Origin of the sequence: Niallia sp. FSL W8-0635 (genome assembly GCF_038007965.1) — a bacterium.
Classification (GTDB): Bacteria; Bacillota; Bacilli; order Bacillales; family Cytobacillaceae; genus Niallia.
The window spans coordinates 592,658-609,915 of record NZ_JBBOYD010000001.1 but is presented as its reverse complement, the minus strand read 5'-3'; the positions used below and the strand labels follow the sequence as shown (position 1 = coordinate 609,915).

General features: G+C 36.4%; 13 protein-coding genes. All 13 read right to left on the bottom strand.

Annotation, left to right across the window (positions count from 1 at the left end; all coding sequences use genetic code 11):
• Positions 1–152: 152 nt before the first annotated feature.
• The 13 genes from NYE52_RS03035 to NYE52_RS02975 all read right to left on the bottom strand — a co-directional run bounded on the left by NYE52_RS03035 (position 153) and on the right by NYE52_RS02975 (position 17,121).
• Positions 153–1,982, bottom strand: coding sequence for an ABC transporter ATP-binding protein (locus NYE52_RS03035; protein ID WP_341191712.1), 1,830 nt, complete (start codon positions 1,980–1,982; stop codon positions 153–155).
• Positions 1,945–3,702 carry an ABC transporter ATP-binding protein gene (locus NYE52_RS03030; protein WP_341191711.1) on the bottom strand — a complete coding sequence of 586 codons (1,758 nt, stop codon included), beginning with the start codon at positions 3,700–3,702 and terminating at the stop codon, positions 1,945–1,947. Before NYE52_RS03030 ends, NYE52_RS03035 begins: the two co-directional genes overlap by 38 nt.
• 427 nt (positions 3,703–4,129) lie before the next feature.
• Complete coding sequence (locus NYE52_RS03025; protein ID WP_341191710.1) at positions 4,130–5,749, bottom strand: ABC transporter substrate-binding protein; 1,620 nt, start codon at positions 5,747–5,749, stop codon at positions 4,130–4,132.
• Between the two features lie 52 nt (positions 5,750–5,801).
• On the bottom strand, positions 5,802–6,728 hold the full coding sequence (gene opp4C, locus NYE52_RS03020; RefSeq protein WP_341191709.1) for an oligopeptide ABC transporter permease: 927 nt from the start codon (positions 6,726–6,728) through the stop codon (positions 5,802–5,804).
• 12 nt (positions 6,729–6,740) lie between these two features.
• Positions 6,741–7,691, bottom strand: a complete 951-nt coding sequence (locus NYE52_RS03015; RefSeq protein ID WP_341191708.1) for an ABC transporter permease — start codon at positions 7,689–7,691, stop codon at positions 6,741–6,743.
• Positions 7,692–7,706: 15 nt separating this feature from the next.
• Complete coding sequence (locus NYE52_RS03010) at positions 7,707–8,720, bottom strand: ABC transporter ATP-binding protein (RefSeq protein ID WP_341191707.1); 1,014 nt, start codon at positions 8,718–8,720, stop codon at positions 7,707–7,709.
• Positions 8,717–9,739, bottom strand: a complete 1,023-nt coding sequence (locus tag NYE52_RS03005) for an ABC transporter ATP-binding protein (RefSeq protein WP_341191706.1) — start codon at positions 9,737–9,739, stop codon at positions 8,717–8,719. Before NYE52_RS03005 ends, NYE52_RS03010 begins: the two co-directional genes overlap by 4 nt.
• 557 nt (positions 9,740–10,296) lie before the next feature.
• Positions 10,297–11,511, bottom strand: a complete 1,215-nt coding sequence (locus NYE52_RS03000; protein WP_341191705.1) for a M20 family metallopeptidase — start codon at positions 11,509–11,511, stop codon at positions 10,297–10,299.
• Positions 11,512–11,554: 43 nt separating this feature from the next.
• Complete coding sequence (locus NYE52_RS02995; RefSeq protein ID WP_341191704.1) at positions 11,555–12,760, bottom strand: amidohydrolase; 1,206 nt, start codon at positions 12,758–12,760, stop codon at positions 11,555–11,557.
• 318 nt (positions 12,761–13,078) lie between these two features.
• Positions 13,079–13,801, bottom strand: a complete 723-nt coding sequence (locus NYE52_RS02990) for an amino acid ABC transporter ATP-binding protein (protein WP_341191703.1) — start codon at positions 13,799–13,801, stop codon at positions 13,079–13,081.
• A complete protein-coding gene (locus tag NYE52_RS02985; RefSeq protein WP_341191702.1) occupies positions 13,798–14,454 on the bottom strand; it encodes an amino acid ABC transporter permease in 657 nt (218 codons plus the stop codon). The genes NYE52_RS02990 and NYE52_RS02985 overlap by 4 nt, the downstream gene beginning before the upstream one ends.
• A 195-nt stretch (positions 14,455–14,649) precedes the next feature.
• Entirely contained in the window at positions 14,650–15,459 is an 810-nt protein-coding gene (locus NYE52_RS02980) for a basic amino acid ABC transporter substrate-binding protein (protein ID WP_341191701.1), read from the bottom strand.
• A gap of 315 nt (positions 15,460–15,774) precedes the next feature.
• Positions 15,775–17,121, bottom strand: a complete 1,347-nt coding sequence (locus NYE52_RS02975) for an aspartate kinase (protein WP_341191700.1) — start codon at positions 17,119–17,121, stop codon at positions 15,775–15,777.
• Between the last annotated feature and the right edge of the window lie 137 nt (positions 17,122–17,258).

Below are 17,258 nucleotides of genomic sequence, written 5' to 3'. Positions count from 1 at the left end.
TATCATTTTTATCCAATACCTTTTTTAATATAAAATAAACAGCACTCCCTTTAATATCCTATATACAAGGCAATAAGAAAGAGAAATACTGTTCTATAAGCTTAATGATTATACTGACCAACCGGTGCATTAAATGATTTTTTTATACTAACCTACTCTGCTGGTTCTGAAAATTGATTTTGATGTAATTCATAATAAAATCCTCTTTTTTCCAATAACTCTTCATGAGAACCTTTTTCGATAATCATTCCCTTATCTAAAACAAGGATCATATCCGCATGCTTAATTGTATTCAATCGGTGGGCAACAACAAAACTTGTTTTCCCTTTCATCAAGCGTTTTAGCGCCTCTTGAATTTTCACTTCTGTAATGGTATCAATACTGCTAGTTGCTTCATCGAGAATCAGAATGGACGGATCCGCTAAGATGGCTCGAGAAATGGATAATAATTGCTTTTGCCCCTGACTTATTCCGTTCCCATTTGCAGAAAGAATCGTATCATATCCTTCTGGAAGATGATCAATAAAGCTATGAGCATTCGCCATTTTTGCTGCATTCTCCACTTCCTCATCTGTTGCGTTCAATCTGCCATATCGAATATTTTCTCGTATCGTTCCTTCAAATAAATAACTATCCTGAAGCACAAATCCCATATGTGATCGAAGGCTTTCTCTTTTAATTTTTTTAATCTCATGACCATCTACCAATATACTTCCGGTAGTTGCATCATAAAATCTCGTTATTAGCTGGATAATCGTCGTTTTACCAGCGCCAGTTGGCCCAACCAAAGCTATTGTTTCTCCAGGATTTCCTTTAAAACTAATATCCTTCAATATTTCTTTATCCGACTCATATGAAAAGGAAACTTGCTTGAATAGCACTTCTCCCTTTATTTCCTTTATCGTACTTGCCGTTTTTTCATCTACTTCTTCTCTTTCCTCATCTAATACCTCAAATACTCTTTCTGCCCCCGCAATTGCAGATAACAAAGTATTAAATTGATTTGATAAATCATTCAATGGTCGAGTGAATTGTCTCGAATATTCAACGAAAATTACAATAACCCCAATTGATACAGCACCCGATTTCAGTGCTAATAGCCCGCCAACTCCAACAATGACGGCATAGCTAGCATTGTTTAACATATTCATTAGCTTTGGAATAAAGCCTGAATATACTTGTGCCCAGTAAGCAGAATTCTTAAGTTTTTCGCTTTTCCCCTTCATATCATCAATCATTTTTTCTTCTAGCGAAAAGGTTTTGACGATTTTTTGTCCTGAAATAGATTCCTCAATAAAACCATTTAAATTGCCTAAGTTTTTTTGCTGCTCCTTAAATAACACACCCGTTCTGCTTGTTATCCACTTCATCCCTATAAACATTACTGGAACGATTATTAAAGTAAGCACCGTTAATAATGGGCTGAGTATAAACATTACAACAACAGTACCGATTAAAGTGATAATACTAGAAAAAATTTGAATAACAGAGCTATTTAAGGTGGAGCTTACATTTTCAATATCATTGGTAACACGACTCATTAGCTCCCCATGCTGTTTTTTATCAAAATAACTAATTGGTATTTCATGAAATTGATGAAATAAATTCGCTCTTAGCTGAAAAACAGTTGATTGTGCGATTCCAATCATCCAATAGCTTTGTAAAAATAATGCAACTGAATTAAGGAAATAAATACAGCCAAGTAATACTAGCATTCCCGTAAATCCATCTAAATTTCTGTTTACAATAAAACGGTCAATAGACATCCCTAATATATATGGTCCTAATAAACTTAATGCACAGCTTAGTGCAACCATTACTAAAACAAGAAAAAGCAACCATTTTTTTTGGGCAAGATAATTCCATAACCGATATAAGGTTTTCCCCATATTCTTTGGTTTTTTCCCTTTTTTAACAACTGGAGCATCCGGTTTTAAATTAGGCTTAGGATAACGAAATGGATCGGTTAGTTCCCTTTGCATTCTCCCACTCTCCTTCCCCTAGTTGCGATTCGACTATTTTTTGATAAAGACTATTTGTTTTCCATAGTTGATCATGGGGGGCAAAGCTTACGATACGGCCATTTTCTATTAGCATCACCCGATCTGCCTTCATAGCAGTAGATACTTTTTGGGTAATGAGTAAAAGTGTACATTGATACGCTGCTACAGCATCAAGCAATTTTTTTTCTGTCTTTAAATCTAATGCACTTGTACTGTCATCTAAAAGGAGAATACTCGGCTTTCTGACAAGTGCCCTTGCGATCGATAGACGCTGTTTTTGTCCACCTGATAAATTAACTCCCTTTTGCCCAATTCTTGTATCGTATGTATGAGGCATTAGCATAATCGTTTCATGTATTTGTGCATCCTTTGCAGCCTGCACGACTTCTTCAAAGGTTGCATTTGGATTTCCCCACATAATATTTTCTTTAATTGTACCAGTAAAAAGCATCGATTCCTGTGGTACATAGCCAATTTGCTTTCTTAACGCATTTAAAGAAAAGGAATCCGCACGCTTATCATCAATTAAAATGGTTCCTTCTGTAGGTTCATAAAGCCGAGGAATTAATTGGAAAAGTGTTGTTTTCCCTGAACCTGTTGCTCCTAATATTGCAATGCTTTCTTTTGGCTGAATGGTAAATTGCAGATTTTCAATCGTGTTTCTTCTATTAGATGGATATTGAAAGGATACATGCTGAAAATTAATTTTCCCTTTAATTGTTGTTTCCATATTTCCTACTGGATTATCCGTATCCTTTTCTTCTATATCAATAATCTCTTGTATACGATCAGCGGAAGCTTTTGAACGAGAGATTACCATTACTAACATACTAACTACAGAAATAGAAGAAGTTATTCTTAATGTGTAATTAATAATCGCTACTACCTCTCCTATCTGAGCCTCACCTGTATTGATTTGTCCTGAACCAAACCAAAGTATTGCAATAATACATAAATTCATAGCAAATAACAAAAGCGGCACTGTTGTTTCCATTATTCGTAATGCTTTTTGTGTAAGATTTTTCAAATCCTCACTCGTTTGTGTAAAACGATTTCTTTCAAATTGCTTACGGATGTATGCACGAATAAGTCGGACTGCTGTTAAATTTTCCAGCATCACGCTGTTAACATGATCTAACTTTTTTTGTACAGATTGAAAAAGATTTCTTCCTATTTTAATAACCCAAATAAACATCACAACGATTAAAGGAATCGTAATCGCCAGAATGAGTGCCAATTTCACATTGACTACAAATGACATAATAATTCCGCCAATGATTAAAAGTGGTGCCCTTAATAAAAATCGCAGTCCCATAAATATGGTGTTTTGTAATTGCGTAATATCATTGGTTAATCTAGTAATTAAAGAGGAACTTGCAAAAACATTACTGCTGGAAAAGGTAAAATATTGAATGATTTGATATAACTCATTCCGAAGACTGTAGCCAAAATTCTGACAAACATGGGCAGAATAAAAAGTATTTATGATTCCAGCAGCAAATGCTACAAGGGAAAACAGAATTAGCAACCCTCCCCAAATTAGCACAACTTTTGTATCTTGATGAGCCAAACCATCATCAATAATTTTTGCCATTATTAACGGTTGAACTAATTCTACAGCGAGCTCTGTTAACATAAGAAAAAGAGCAATCGTTATACTTAGTTTATATACACGAAGCCTACCAAATATCTTTGACATTGTTCCCTCCAGCCTTTGTTCTGATTGGTTGAAAATCCGTTCCTTTCAACCATCGATGTAACTTCTTTAGGTTTACTAAACATTATTTTTATCATACCTCTTTTTAGTAAGTTAGAAAACAATAATTTACTAAATGGAAGGAAGAAAAGAGGGAATTTACGGAAGAATTTTTTCTTTTACATGTGCCGGAAACAAAGTATTATTTTTTCGGCTATCCATTAATATTTATCAGCCAAAACCCAGCAGGATATCAGCTGAATTTTCCTTTTATCAGCCAAGCCCAGCAGCTTTTCAGCCAAACTTCTCTTTTTTCAGCCAAACCCAACAGCTTTTCAGCCAAACTCTCTTTTTCAACCAAACCCTGTGTTACCTAAAATCAAAAACGACTAAGCCCCATATAGTATAGGCTTAGTCGTTCTTCCCTTATTTAGTTTGCACCTGTCAATGACCATTTATATAGTTCGTTATGGAAACCGAAAATCTTTGGTCCTCCAACTGCTACATCTTTCGAAACTGCTGCAAAGTCATAGTCGGAGTACAGTGTAAATAGTGGCATCTCTTCACTCCAAATTGCTTGAAGTTCATTATAAATCTGTTTACGTTTTTCTGTATCTGGTTCTTGTTTACCTTTCTCAAGCAATTCGTCTACCTTTGGATTGTTATACTTCGTATAGTTACTTGATCCACTTGAACCATAAATCGTTGTTAAATCTGGATCAATTGTATTAGTGAAACCAATTAACATTAAATCATATTCTCCAGCTTTCGCTTTTGCCATAATGGTTGGGAAGTCATACGTAGTCGTATTTAGCTTTAAGCCAACCGCTTTAAGATTTTCTGCAATAATATTTGCTGATTGCTCACGTACTTTGTTTCCGATTGGAACAACGAATTCTAATGTCTTATCGAAATCCCAACCTGCTTCTTCTAGCAATTGCTTCGATTTTTCTGGATCATATGTGTATGTTTCTAACTCTGTATCAAGATAAGGACTGATAGACGTATACGGTCCGTCTACAATTTCTCCTTCTCCTTTAAGTAATTGATCAACAATTTTTTGACGGTCAATTGCATATGCAATTGCCTGTCTAACTTTTTGATCTGTAATAGTTTCCATATTAAAACTCATATTTTGATATCCATATGTTTTCTCTGTTTTTGTCGTTACATTATCAAAGCCTTCTACTGTTTCAAAATCTTGAACAGCAATTTTCCCAATACCCGCCGCTGCATTCATATGAATCTCCCCTGTTTGTAACTGGGCTACAAGGTTTGCTGCTGGCATTATTTTCACGAATAGTTTATCTAATTCTACTTCTCCTAAATAATAATCTTCGTTTTTCTCATATTCTACGTACTGGTCTTTCGCATACTTAACAAATTTGAAAGGTCCATTTGTTACAGTTGGATTCATCATAAAAGGATCTTTTTGTAGATTTTCTGGAGCAATGTCCTTTAGCTTATGTTCTGGTAGAATCATAAATTTTGACCCTAACTGTTCCTTCACCATATTCGGATCAACTGGTGCTTTTGTTTTAAATTGAATCGTCTTATCGTCAACAATAGTCAAAGAAGGTATTTCTGTTACACCGTCTGGAAGTTTTCCATTTACCGTTAACCCCTCTAATTGGGTTAAATAAGCTCCAACAGCTGTTTCAGTCTTTGGATTAGCAACTAAATTTAAAGTAAAAGCAACGTCTGCAGAGGTAACTGGTGTGCCATCAGACCAGTTAGCATCCTTGTTAATCTTTATTGTAAATGTTTGATTATCCTCTGTTTCGAAGGATTCTGCTAGCTTTGGTGTAAATTCCAATGGTGCAGTCATTTCTAAAAAGGTATCAAACATAAACTTTTCTAACCATGCAGCTGCAATATCAGAAGAGTTTATTGGGTTAAAACTTACTGGAGCATTTACTAGTCCGAGATACATTGTATTTTCCTTAGACCCTCCGCCTGTTGATGCTGTGTTATTTGCACCAGCACATGCCGAAAGCAATAATAATATTACTATGGAAAACATGCTAAATATCATTTTGAATTTTTTCATCGATTTTTCCCCCGTCTATTTTTCTATAATGTTAGTAAATACATTTCCTCCATTATTTTAGGCTCTTCGGATCCATTGCATCTCTTAAGCCATCCCCCATAAAATTAATAGATAAAACAGCAAGTAATATCATAACTCCAGGTGGAATCCATAACCAAGGCTGCGTTGCAAGTACTGTAATAGATTGAGCTTCGTTTAACATATTGCCCCAACTTGCTGTTGGAGGCTGAACTCCCATTCCTAGAAAACTAAGAGATGCTTCCATAATAATGGCAGACGCAATACCGAATGTAGCATTTACTAATATAGGTGCAATACAGTTTGGTAGAATATGCTGAAAGACGATTTTTGGTGTTGAATAGCCTAATGCGACACCCGCTTTTACATAATCCATTTCTTTAATCGTTAGTACACAACCTCTTACTAATCTAGCAATTGACGGCCATCCGAGTAAGCCTAATACTAAAATTACATTAAAAAGACTAGGACCCATAATACTTACAAGGACTAAAATAACCATTAAATAGGGGAATGACATGAATACATCTGTAATACGCATGATTACCATATCTACCCATTTGCCAAAATACCCCGCAATCGCTCCTAGAATCGTACCGATGGCAACATAGATTGCGACTGCCCCTACTCCTACAGATAAGGAAACTCTGGCAGCATATAATAAGCGACTAAACAAATCCCTTCCTACTTCATCTGTACCAAGGATGTTTTCCGCAGATGGAGCCGCTGCAAATTCTCCATCCACTGAATAGGGATTATGTGGTGCAATGACTGGAGCAAAGATTGCAACCAAAACCATTAATGAAAAAATAATCAGTCCAACAACTGCTAACTTATGTTTAAAGAATCGCTTTGTTATTAGTTTCAGGTAGCTTTCTTCATTCCCCAACTGCTCTTGAACAGGAATCACCACATTATTTACTGGTAAGTCCGTATCCATTTTCACATTAGGAATACTCATGTTCACTCCCCCTTAGTTATACTTTATTCGTGGATCTACAACCGCATATAAAATATCAGCAAGTAGATTAGAGAATAATACAGCAAGTGCTGCGATAAAATTGATAGCCATCAATGTAGGATAGTCACGTGATGAAATAGACTGAATCGTTAATTGTCCTAAACCAGGCCATTGAAAAATTTGTTCTGTGACAACTGCTCCACCAATTAAAATTGGTATCTCCATCCCGATAATTGTAATTATTGGAATCAACGCATTTTTTAACCCATGTTTATTCGTAACAATAAATTCCTTTAATCCTTTCGCTCGCGCAGTCCGCAAATAATCCTGCCCTAGCACTTCTAGCATGCTACTTCTAACGTAGCGGACTGTACTTCCTGCAATTCCAGTCCCTAATATAGCTGCTGGCATAATTAGGTGGAAAAACGTATCAACAAATCCTCCATTGCTACCTAGTGTAAACATTCCACCTGTAGGTAAAATATTTAATACAAGTGCAAAAACATAAATACTTCCCAAGCCTAAGAAAAAGTTAGGAATAGATACACCTAAAAAAGAAAATGTAGTTGTTAAATAATCAATCCAAGAATACTGTTTAGTTGCACTTAAAATTCCAATTGGAATGGCAATGATATAAGCAATAATTAAAGCCGTACTCATGAGAAGCAACGTTGGCCCTACTCTATTTAGTACTAAATCCAACACTGGTTCATACGTTGTATACGAAAAACCAAAATCTCCTTGCAAAAGATTTCCAAGCCATCTAAAGTACTGAACGTAGATGGGATCATTAAGTCCCAATGCTTCTTTCTTCGCATCGATATCTGCCTGGGTTGTATCTGGATTAATATACATATCCACAGGGTTACCAGGAGCGAGGTTAATAATTAAAAAGTTAAATATAGTTACTCCCAACAACACCGGAATGGCTATTAATAATCTCCTGATAATATATTGGAACAAACAAATCTCCCTCCTTTAATTTAGTGGAAAATGACAGGCAACGGAATGATCTGTTGCATTCAATAGTGGCTCCTTCTCCTTACAAATAGCTTGGGCCATTGGACATCTTGTATGAAATCTACAGCCCTTTGGTGGATTTGCCGGACTCGGAACATCTCCTTCTACTACAATCCTTTCTCTATTTCGAAGATGGGGATTTGGAATAGGATAAGCGCTTAACAATATTTTCGTATATGGGTGCTTAGGATTTTTAAATATTTCTTCTGTCTTTCCAATTTCAACGATTTTCCCTAAATACATAACTGCAATTCGATCACTTATATACTTAACCGCTCCTAGACCATGAGCGATAAATAGATAAGTTAAGTTAAATTCTTTTTGTAAATCTTTTAATAAATTTAATACTTGAGCTTGGATAGACACATCCAACGCTGATACTGGTTCATCACAAACAACCAATTTCGGATTTAACATAAGTGCCCTGGCGATACCAACCCTTTGTCTTTGACCTCCAGAAAATTCATGAGGATATCGGCTCTTATGGAATTTCGTTAACCCTACAATTTCAAGTATTTGATCTACCTTTTTATTTGCCTCTTCTTTCGTGGCAAGTCGATGGGCAATTAATGGTTCCGCCAATAAATCTCCTATTCGCTTACGTGGATTAAGAGAAGAATAAGGATCCTGAAAGATGATTTGCATCTCTGTCCGAATTTTTCTCAATTCCTTATGTTGAATCGTTGCCATATCTTTGCCTTCAAATAACACTTTCCCTTCAGTCGGTGGATCTAGCTTTACAATCGCTCTACCAGTAGTGGATTTCCCACATCCCGACTCCCCAACAAGAGAAATAGTTTCCCCAGGATATATGGAAAAATTAAGCCCATCCACTGCCTTTACATGACCAACTGTTTTCGAGAGAATACCTTTCTTAATTGGATAGTATTTCTTTAGATTTTGAATTTCTACTAACGGTTGTTCTTGTTCTTTGAATATTCCGTCTTTTTTAGGTAAAGTTTCTATGCTCATACAGTAACCTCCCTCTCTTCATTTGGCATACTCTCTTGCTGATTTTCCTCATATAGCCAACAACGAACCTTATGATTCAGTTTATTGTCTATGCTAATATGGGGAGGTTTTTCGGAAATACATTTTTCCGTTACATAAGGACATCTCGTGTGGAATCTACACCCTTTTGGCATTTGCTGTAATGTTGGAACAGAGCCAGGAATAGAATACAATTTTTCCTGAGAATCATATTCTAAATGTGGAATGGAGTCGATTAAGCCTTTGGTGTATGGATGCTTCGGCTCATCGAAAAGAGTAAAGACATCTGCCTCTTCTACCACTTGTCCTGCATACATAACAATTACTTTATCGGCCATTTCTGCAATTACGCCTAAGTCATGAGTAATCATCATAATAGCTGTCTCTGACTCATTTTTTAAGCTTTTCATTAATTCAAGAATCTGTGCCTGTATCGTTACATCTAATGCAGTAGTTGGCTCATCTGCAATTAATAGCTTAGGTTTACAAGATAGAGCCATCGCTATCATTACCCTTTGACGCATTCCTCCTGAAAGAGCATGTGGATATTCATCTATAATTACCTCTGCTCTCGGAATACCTACTTTCTTAAGCATTTCTACCGCATAGCTTTTCGCTTTCTTAGCGTTTAAGCCCATATGTAAACGAATTAATTCCACCATTTGATTACCGATCGTAAAAACTGGATTTAAAGAAGTCATCGGTTCCTGAAAAATCATGGATATTTCATTTCCTCTAACCTTACGCATTTCTGCTTCTGAAATTTTCGCTAAATCTTTTCCATTCAGATTAATCGAACCTTTTTTAATATATCCATGTTTTCCTAGTAATCTCATAATTGATAAGGAAGTTACACTTTTACCACATCCCGACTCCCCCACAATCCCAATGGTTTCACCTGGCTGAAGATGAAATGTAACCTCCTCTACCGAAACAACCTCTCCCTTATCCGTACGAAAAGCTGTCTGCAATTTATCCACTTCTAAAATATTCTGACCCATACTTCCCCTCCTATTAGAAAAGCGTAAGCGCCTTGCTCATCAGCGTACAAACTGGAGAATCATCGACTGAGATAAAGGAAACACGATGAACGTTAGTGAATCGATGTTGACTTATCGCAGGGAGATGATTGGAAGTTTGCTAGCTGATAGGCGCTGGAGCTAGATCGTTTCCTGACTTAGAACCTTATTCCCTGTTATTTCATAAAGCGTAAGCGCCTGGTTATCAGCGTACAAACTGGAAGAACACCGACTGAGATAAAGGAAACACAGTGAACGTTAGTGAACTGATGTTGACTTATCGTAGGGAGGTGATCAGAAGTTTGCTAGCTGATAGGCGCTGGAGCTAGATCGTTTCCTGAATTAGAACCTTATTCCCTGTTATTTCATAAAGCGTAAGCGCCTGGTTATCAGCGTACAAACTGGAAGAACACCGACTGAGATAAAGGAAACACAGTGAACGTTAGTGAACTGATGTTGACTTATCGTAGGGAGATGATCAGAAGTTTGCTAGCTGATAGGCGCTTACCACCTGTGTGAACGTTAGATTTTTTCTAATTTTATATAGTGGAGCTATTCACTAAAGCCTCTTTCTTTTCTGCATTCGTATAGTAATCTACCAAGCCTAAAAATATTTTGGCTGTATGCAGCATTGCACTTTCATCAAACGTAAATTTTGGGTGATGATGAGGATAGACAGCATCAATTTCTTCATTACGAGCTCCAACTGAGAAGAAACATCCTGGACGATTTTGTAGATAGTAAGAAAAGTCTTCTCCACCCATGCCAGGCTTTTCTATTTTTACAAGCTTGCTTTCAGGTAAGACGTCTTTCAAGCAGTTTTCTAGAATATTCGTTTCATCTGCTGTATTAACAGTAGATGGATAGCCTTTTGTATAGCTAAACTCATATTCAGCGTGAAATGCTTTACACACTCCACTAATTAATTGTTCCATTTCTTCTTCAATCAGTAGGCGAACATCTTCATCAAATGTACGGACTGTTCCTGTTAGTTCCACCGTATCTGCAATGACATTTCCTGCATTTCCAGCATGGAAAGAACCAATGGAAATAACTGCAGGTTTTTGTGGATTTACTCGTCTACTGACAATATGCTTTAACTGATTTGCAATTTGTGCACCGACTGCAATTGCATCAATTGTTTGATGAGGGGAAGCACCATGCCCGCCCTTTCCTTGAATTTTCAATTCAAATGTATCACTCGAAGCAGAAACAGGTCCTATTCTAAAGAGGACACTTCCTAACTCACTACCTGACGCCAAGTGGGCACCATATACAACATCTACTCCATCCAAACAGCCATCTTCAATCATTGCAATGGCTCCACCTGGTGGTAATTCTTCAGCATGTTGATGGAGCAGCACCACATTTCCTGCTAAATCATCAGAATTCTCCTGTAAAACTTTGGCTACTGCTAATAAAGTAGCTGTATGACCATCATGTCCGCATGCATGCATTACACCTGGTACTTTCGATTTAAAATCCACATTTTTTTCATCCTGAATAGGTAATGCATCAAAGTCTGCTCGTAATGCAATGGTTTTTCCTGGCTTTGCCCCATAAATTTTACCGACGACGCCGTTTCCACCGACATTCCTTCTTACCTCAATGCCAAAGCTTTCTAACAAATCACCAATCATTTGACTTGTCTTTACTTCTTGAAAAGACAGTTCTGGATTTTCATGTAAATGTCGTCTCCACTCTACCATTTGGTCATACATTGCTTCGATTTCTTTATACCATTTATCTAACATCTATTTATCGCTCCCATCCCATTTGTTTTCGGAAATGCTTTTTTTATAGAACTGGTTCAGCAAGGTTTTCTTTCACCTGTGACGATACATAATTATCGACAATACTTAAGAATGCTTTTCCAGCATAAATCATTGCTCTTTCATCAAAATCGAACATTGGATGATGGTGAGGATAAGCTTTTTCCTGTTCTACCTTTGCTCCTGTATGAAAGAACATACCAGGCTTTTCAAGTAAATAGTAGGAGAAATCCTCTGCCCCCATAATTGGTGCAGAACGAACTAACATATTCTTATCAAGTGTATCTTCAATTACTTTTTCAAAGACCTCTACTTCTTCCTCATGGTTATATACAGCAGGGTATCCCTTAATATAATTAATCTCACAAGTAGCCTGCATGCTTTCGCAAATTTCGTTTGCCATTAATTTAATTTCCTCTTCCATAAATAAGCGCAAGTCTTCATCTAATGTACGAACAGTCCCTTTCATCACTGCATGATCAGCAATTACGTTTTTCGCATTTCCCGCATGGAACGAGCCTACGGACAATACAACAGGATTTAATGGATCTACACGTCTACTAGCAATAAATTGTAGCTGAGTCACTAATGCAGTGCCGATTGCAATCGCATCTACCGTTTCGTGAGGTGCTGAGCCATGTCCCCCTTTTCCTTTAATCGTAATTTCAAAAGCATCTGCTGCCGCTTGGGAATATCCTGGTCTATAATGGTATTTTCCTAATTCACTTAGAGAAGAAAGATGGGCACCATATACAACATCCACATCTTTTAAACAGTCATCTTCAATCATCGCCTTTGCTCCACCTGGTGACATCTCTTCAGCATGCTGATGGAGTAAGACAATATTTCCTGCAATGCTGTCTCTATTATCTTGAAGAACCTTTGCTACTGCTAATAAGGTAGCTGTATGTCCATCATGCCCACATGCATGCATAACGCCAGGTACCTTCGATTTATATGGTACGTCCTTTTCATCCTGTATTGGCAGGGCATCAAAATCAGCTCTTAATGCAATAGTTTTTCCTGGTTTTGCACCATAGATTTTTCCAACAACACCTCTACCCCCTACATTTCTTCTAACCTCAATACCGAATCCTTCTAAAATTTCAGCAATCATTCTTGGTGTTTCCACCTCTTGGAAAGATAGTTCCGGATACTGATGGAAATGTCTTCTCCACTCAACCATTTGATCAAACATCTCGGCCAATTCACTATGCCATTTTTTTAACATACTACCCCTCCTAATAATTTTGCTCTTCATAAGGAATACCGCTTGAGAATAAAAATGTAGCTTCCTTCATATCCCTTAATTTCGATTTCTTTTATATTAACGGTAATTTTCTACAAAGTATAATAAGAATTTTTAATTATAAAAATATTCAGAATTAATCACACAACTTATGTTTCCTTATTAAATCTTGTTATATAAACGTTGTTATCGTTTACAAATCTCTTATGCTATAATAAAAATTTGATTCCTAATCCCTATAAAAAAACAATCGTGAATCTCCTTTAAAAAATAGAGTTTCACGATTGTTTTGGCAAATTCTTATAATACTTTACTCAAGAAAGAGATTGTACGCTCTTCCTTAGGATTACTAAATAACTCTGTTGGTGTATCTTCTTCCACAATGTATCCGCCGTCCATGAAAATAACTCGATCGCCAACCTCTCTGGCAAAGCCCATTTCATGGGTTACGACAATCATTGTCATGCCTTCCTTCGCAAGATCCTTCATTACTTCCAACACCTCTCCTACCATCTCTGGGTCTAGAGCAGATGTTGGCTCATCAAATAACATAATACTTGGTTCCATCGCTAACGCTCTAGCAATTGCTACACGTTGTTTTTGTCCACCTGAAAGGGAATCTGGATATACACTTGCTTTATCCTCTAATCCTACTTTCTTCAATAATGCCAGTGCCTTTTTCTTAGCATCTTCCTTGGATACTTTTTTTACCTTCATAGGAGAAAGCATGATATTTTGGAGAACCGTTTTATGAGGGAATAAATTAAACTGCTGAAATACCATGCCTACATCCTTACGAACCTCATTAATATTGGTAGACTTATCCGTAATGTTCTTGCCTTCAATTTGAATGGTACCATCTGTTATACTTTCTAATAAATTGATACATCTTAGAAAAGTGGACTTCCCTGATCCAGAAGGTCCAATAATAACGACTACCTCTTGCGGGTTAATTGTTACACTAATATCCTTTAATACTTCATTATCTCCAAAAGACTTTTTCAATTTATCTACAACAATCATTCTGTTTTCAACCTTCTTTCCAAACGAGTTAAGAAGAAGCTTAATGTTAAAGTTAGAACTAGGTAAATAACAGCTACCGTTAAATACGGCTCCCAAACTCGATTATATTGCCCCATCATCAGCCTTGCATAATACATCAACTCCGGTGCAGCTATAACAGCTGCTAAAGAGGAATCTTTAATCAATACGACAAATTCATTGCCAAGTGGCGGAATCATTCGTTTAATAGACTGTGGTAAAATTATGTAACGCATCGCCTGTATGTGCGTCATCCCTAAAGACCTTGCTGCTTCCATTTGACCACGGTCTATTGACTCGATTCCAGCTCGGAAAATCTCTGCGATATAAGCAGCAGCATTTAGTGATAATGCCACAATTGCTGCTACCATGGCATTAGTGGTATTCAAGAATAACGGAATAAACCCAAAATGAATAATTAGGATTTGTACAAAAAGGGGAGTTCCACGAAAAATAGCAATATAGCAGCGAAAAGGAAAGGAAATCCACTGATTTTTTGCTATTTTTCCAAGACCAATTAATAATCCTAAAATAGTACCAAACACAATCGCATATAAGGATAATTGAATGGTTACTAATATTCCTTTTTTAAATAAATCTGCATACTCCAAAATGATCGTGAAATTAAAATCCATTCCTACTCCTCCAAAATAACATTATGACTCTATTCATTTACCTTTTGATAATAGAAAAGCACCAATTCTTATTAAAAAAGGGCACTCAGAAGGAACCCCCTCACTTAGCTACAATATGGAAGAAAAATTTGTGCTCCCTAATTGTTAAAGCGGGGAAATGCCCATTTTGAGTACCCTTCCTCATCTGCGATTGTTCTATTGTTGTGCTTTTAAATTTTCAATATCTGGATCCTGCCCAAACCATTCCTTATAAATTTCTGCATATTTTCCATTATCCAATATAGCGTTAAGTCCTTTGCTGAAATCTTCCACAATTTCACTATCCTTTGGGAACATGAAGCCATAATACTCCGATTCAAACCCTTCCTTATCTTCAATTACCGTAAAGTTGTCCTGTGGATTATTTTTAGCATATGTTTCAAGTACTGCATTATCTGCAACAACTGCATCTGCACCGTTATTTTTCATTTCAAGAATAGCTAGATTATTATTTTCAAACTTTTTCACTTTCTCATTGCCATTTCCTAGAAGCGCATCCACTGCATCTGCGCCTGTAGTTCCTGCTTGGACTGCTACTGTCTTCTCTACTAAATCATCAGCTTTCTCAATATCCGTACCTTCTGGAGCTAAAATTTTATTTGTGCTCTCAAAATAGGGGATAGAGAAATCATAGGACTTCAAACGATCCTCGTTAATCGTGATTGCAGATAAGCCTACATCCGCTGTTCCATTCTCTAATTCCGCAAATACAGGATCCCATCCAACATTGACAATTTCAAACTCATATCCAGCTTCCTCTGCTGCTGCAGTGAAAACATCCACATCAAAGCCAATAATCTTGTCTTTATCCATGTATTCAAATGGTGCGTAAGCCGCATCTGTTACTACTCTTAATTTCTTTTTTCCTTCTCCATCACCACTTGCATTTTCAGAGTTTGTACCACATGCTGCTAATGCAAGTACAATCGACATAAATAATGCAAATAAAAATCCTTTTTTCTTCAATGGTAGATCCCCCTCTTTCGATGTAAAAACCCTATATTTATATAATATAGAATTTTCCGATAATATAAGATAAAAAAAACTTACTCTTTACCGCTCTTATATTAATATATCTATCTTTTGTAATGCATTTATTATAACTTTTTGTTAATTTATATACAAGAAAACTTTTTAAAATTTCTTAAGATTTGAATAATAGACACAAATTAAAAAAGAAGTTCATTTTTCAAATAAAGTTTTGATAAATGAACTTCTTTTTGCTATGGCTTATAGTGTACCCTGAGTATTTCTTTAAAGTTCTTTCCATTAACAAATGATTTATTGAAAGAACTCTTCATAAATTGCCTTTACTGCTTTTTTGACAACTGTTTCTTTTACTCCGAACATCATGCTTACTTCAGATGATCCTTGGTTAATCATTTCAATGTTTACTCCAGCTTCTGCAAGTGCCTTGGATGCTCGAGCATTTGTACCGACATTATGACGCATCCCTTCTCCTACAAGCATGATAAGTGCCAAGTCATGCTCTACCTTTATTTCATCTACTTGTAATTCATCAGAAATTCTTGCTAGTATTTCTTGTTCACTTTTTCCTACTAATTGGTTCTGACGCAAAACGATGGTTAAATCATCAATTCCAGAAGGCATATGTTCATATGAAATATGGTATTCCTCTAATATCGATAGAACCTTTCTAGCAAAACCAACTTCTCGGTTCATTAAGTATTTACTTATATAAATGGAACAAAATCCCTTATCATTAGCAATTCCAATTACTGGTCCATTTGTATTACTTCTTGATGCAACAATTCTTGTTCCTGGCGCAGAAGGATTATTCGTGTTTCTTACTTGAACAGGAATTCCAGCACGATAAGCTGGGATCAGAGCTTCTGCATGAAATACAGAAAATCCCGCGTAAGATAATTCGCGCATCTCTCGATAAGTTAACTCCTTAATTTCTTTTGGTTGCTTAACGATGGAAGGATTGACGGAGTATACTGCATCAACATCTGTAAAGTTTTCATACAAATCCGCTTTTACTCCATTAGCGAGAATCGCACCTGTAATATCTGAGCCACTCCTTGAAAAAGTAACGACTTTTCCTGATTCGTTGTAACCAAAAAAACCTGGGAATACAATGATTTTCTTTTGTTCTCTTAAAGCGAATAATCGATCATATGATTCGGCAAGTACTTGCGCATTTCCAGGATCATCACTTACAATTAACCCCGCTTCTTTCGGACTCACATAGATTGCATCCAGTCCTCTATCTTTAAAAAAATGCGCTACTAATTTTGCATTATTATCTTCTCCACTAGCTTTCATCGCTTCCATAAAAGCATCTTCATCATCAGTATTTTTTATTAGTTCTAATAAATCATTTTTAATATTCGCTATAATATCACTGGAAAGATCCAATTCTTTAGCAATACTCGCATACCTCGCTAATACTTCCTCTAGATAAGGGGACGGACTCCCTCCATTTACTACTGCTGTTGCGCACTGAATTAATAAATCAGTAACCTTCGTATCCGCTTCATATCTTTTTCCAGGAGCAGATACAACTACTATCCGTCTTTCCTTGTCTTCCTTTACTATTTGCAATACTTTTTCCAGTTGATTCCCCGTAGCTAATGAACTACCCCCAAATTTCACAACCTTCATTTCGACAACTCCCATTGATTGTTAAATAGTATTAATTTTCAAAATTATTCACTATTGCTATTATCACTATTTACTCATAAATAATCAAGTGCTATCCTCCTTAAAAATACATTTGTTTTTCTAGAAAGAACATCTCT

Bases quoted from the DNA above. Each gene is read 5' to 3' on its own strand.
- NYE52_RS03035 (WP_341191712.1), bottom strand. From the start codon at position 1,982: ATGCAAAGGGAACTAACCGATCCATTTCGTTATCCTAAGCCTAATTTA.
- NYE52_RS02975 (WP_341191700.1), bottom strand. From the start codon at position 17,121: ATGAAGGTTGTGAAATTTGGGGGTAGTTCATTAGCTACGGGGAATCAA.
- NYE52_RS02995 (WP_341191704.1), bottom strand. From the start codon at position 12,760: ATGTTAAAAAAATGGCATAGTGAATTGGCCGAGATGTTTGATCAAATG.
- NYE52_RS03010 (WP_341191707.1), bottom strand. From the start codon at position 8,720: ATGAGCATAGAAACTTTACCTAAAAAAGACGGAATATTCAAAGAACAA.
- NYE52_RS03005 (WP_341191706.1), bottom strand. From the start codon at position 9,739: ATGGGTCAGAATATTTTAGAAGTGGATAAATTGCAGACAGCTTTTCGT.
- NYE52_RS02990 (WP_341191703.1), bottom strand. From the start codon at position 13,801: ATGATTGTTGTAGATAAATTGAAAAAGTCTTTTGGAGATAATGAAGTA.
- NYE52_RS03000 (WP_341191705.1), bottom strand. From the start codon at position 11,511: ATGTTAGATAAATGGTATAAAGAAATCGAAGCAATGTATGACCAAATG.
- NYE52_RS03025 (WP_341191710.1), bottom strand. From the start codon at position 5,749: ATGAAAAAATTCAAAATGATATTTAGCATGTTTTCCATAGTAATATTA.
- NYE52_RS02985 (WP_341191702.1), bottom strand. From the start codon at position 14,454: ATGGATTTTAATTTCACGATCATTTTGGAGTATGCAGATTTATTTAAA.
- NYE52_RS03030 (WP_341191711.1), bottom strand. From the start codon at position 3,702: ATGTCAAAGATATTTGGTAGGCTTCGTGTATATAAACTAAGTATAACG.
- opp4C (WP_341191709.1), bottom strand. From the start codon at position 6,728: ATGAGTATTCCTAATGTGAAAATGGATACGGACTTACCAGTAAATAAT.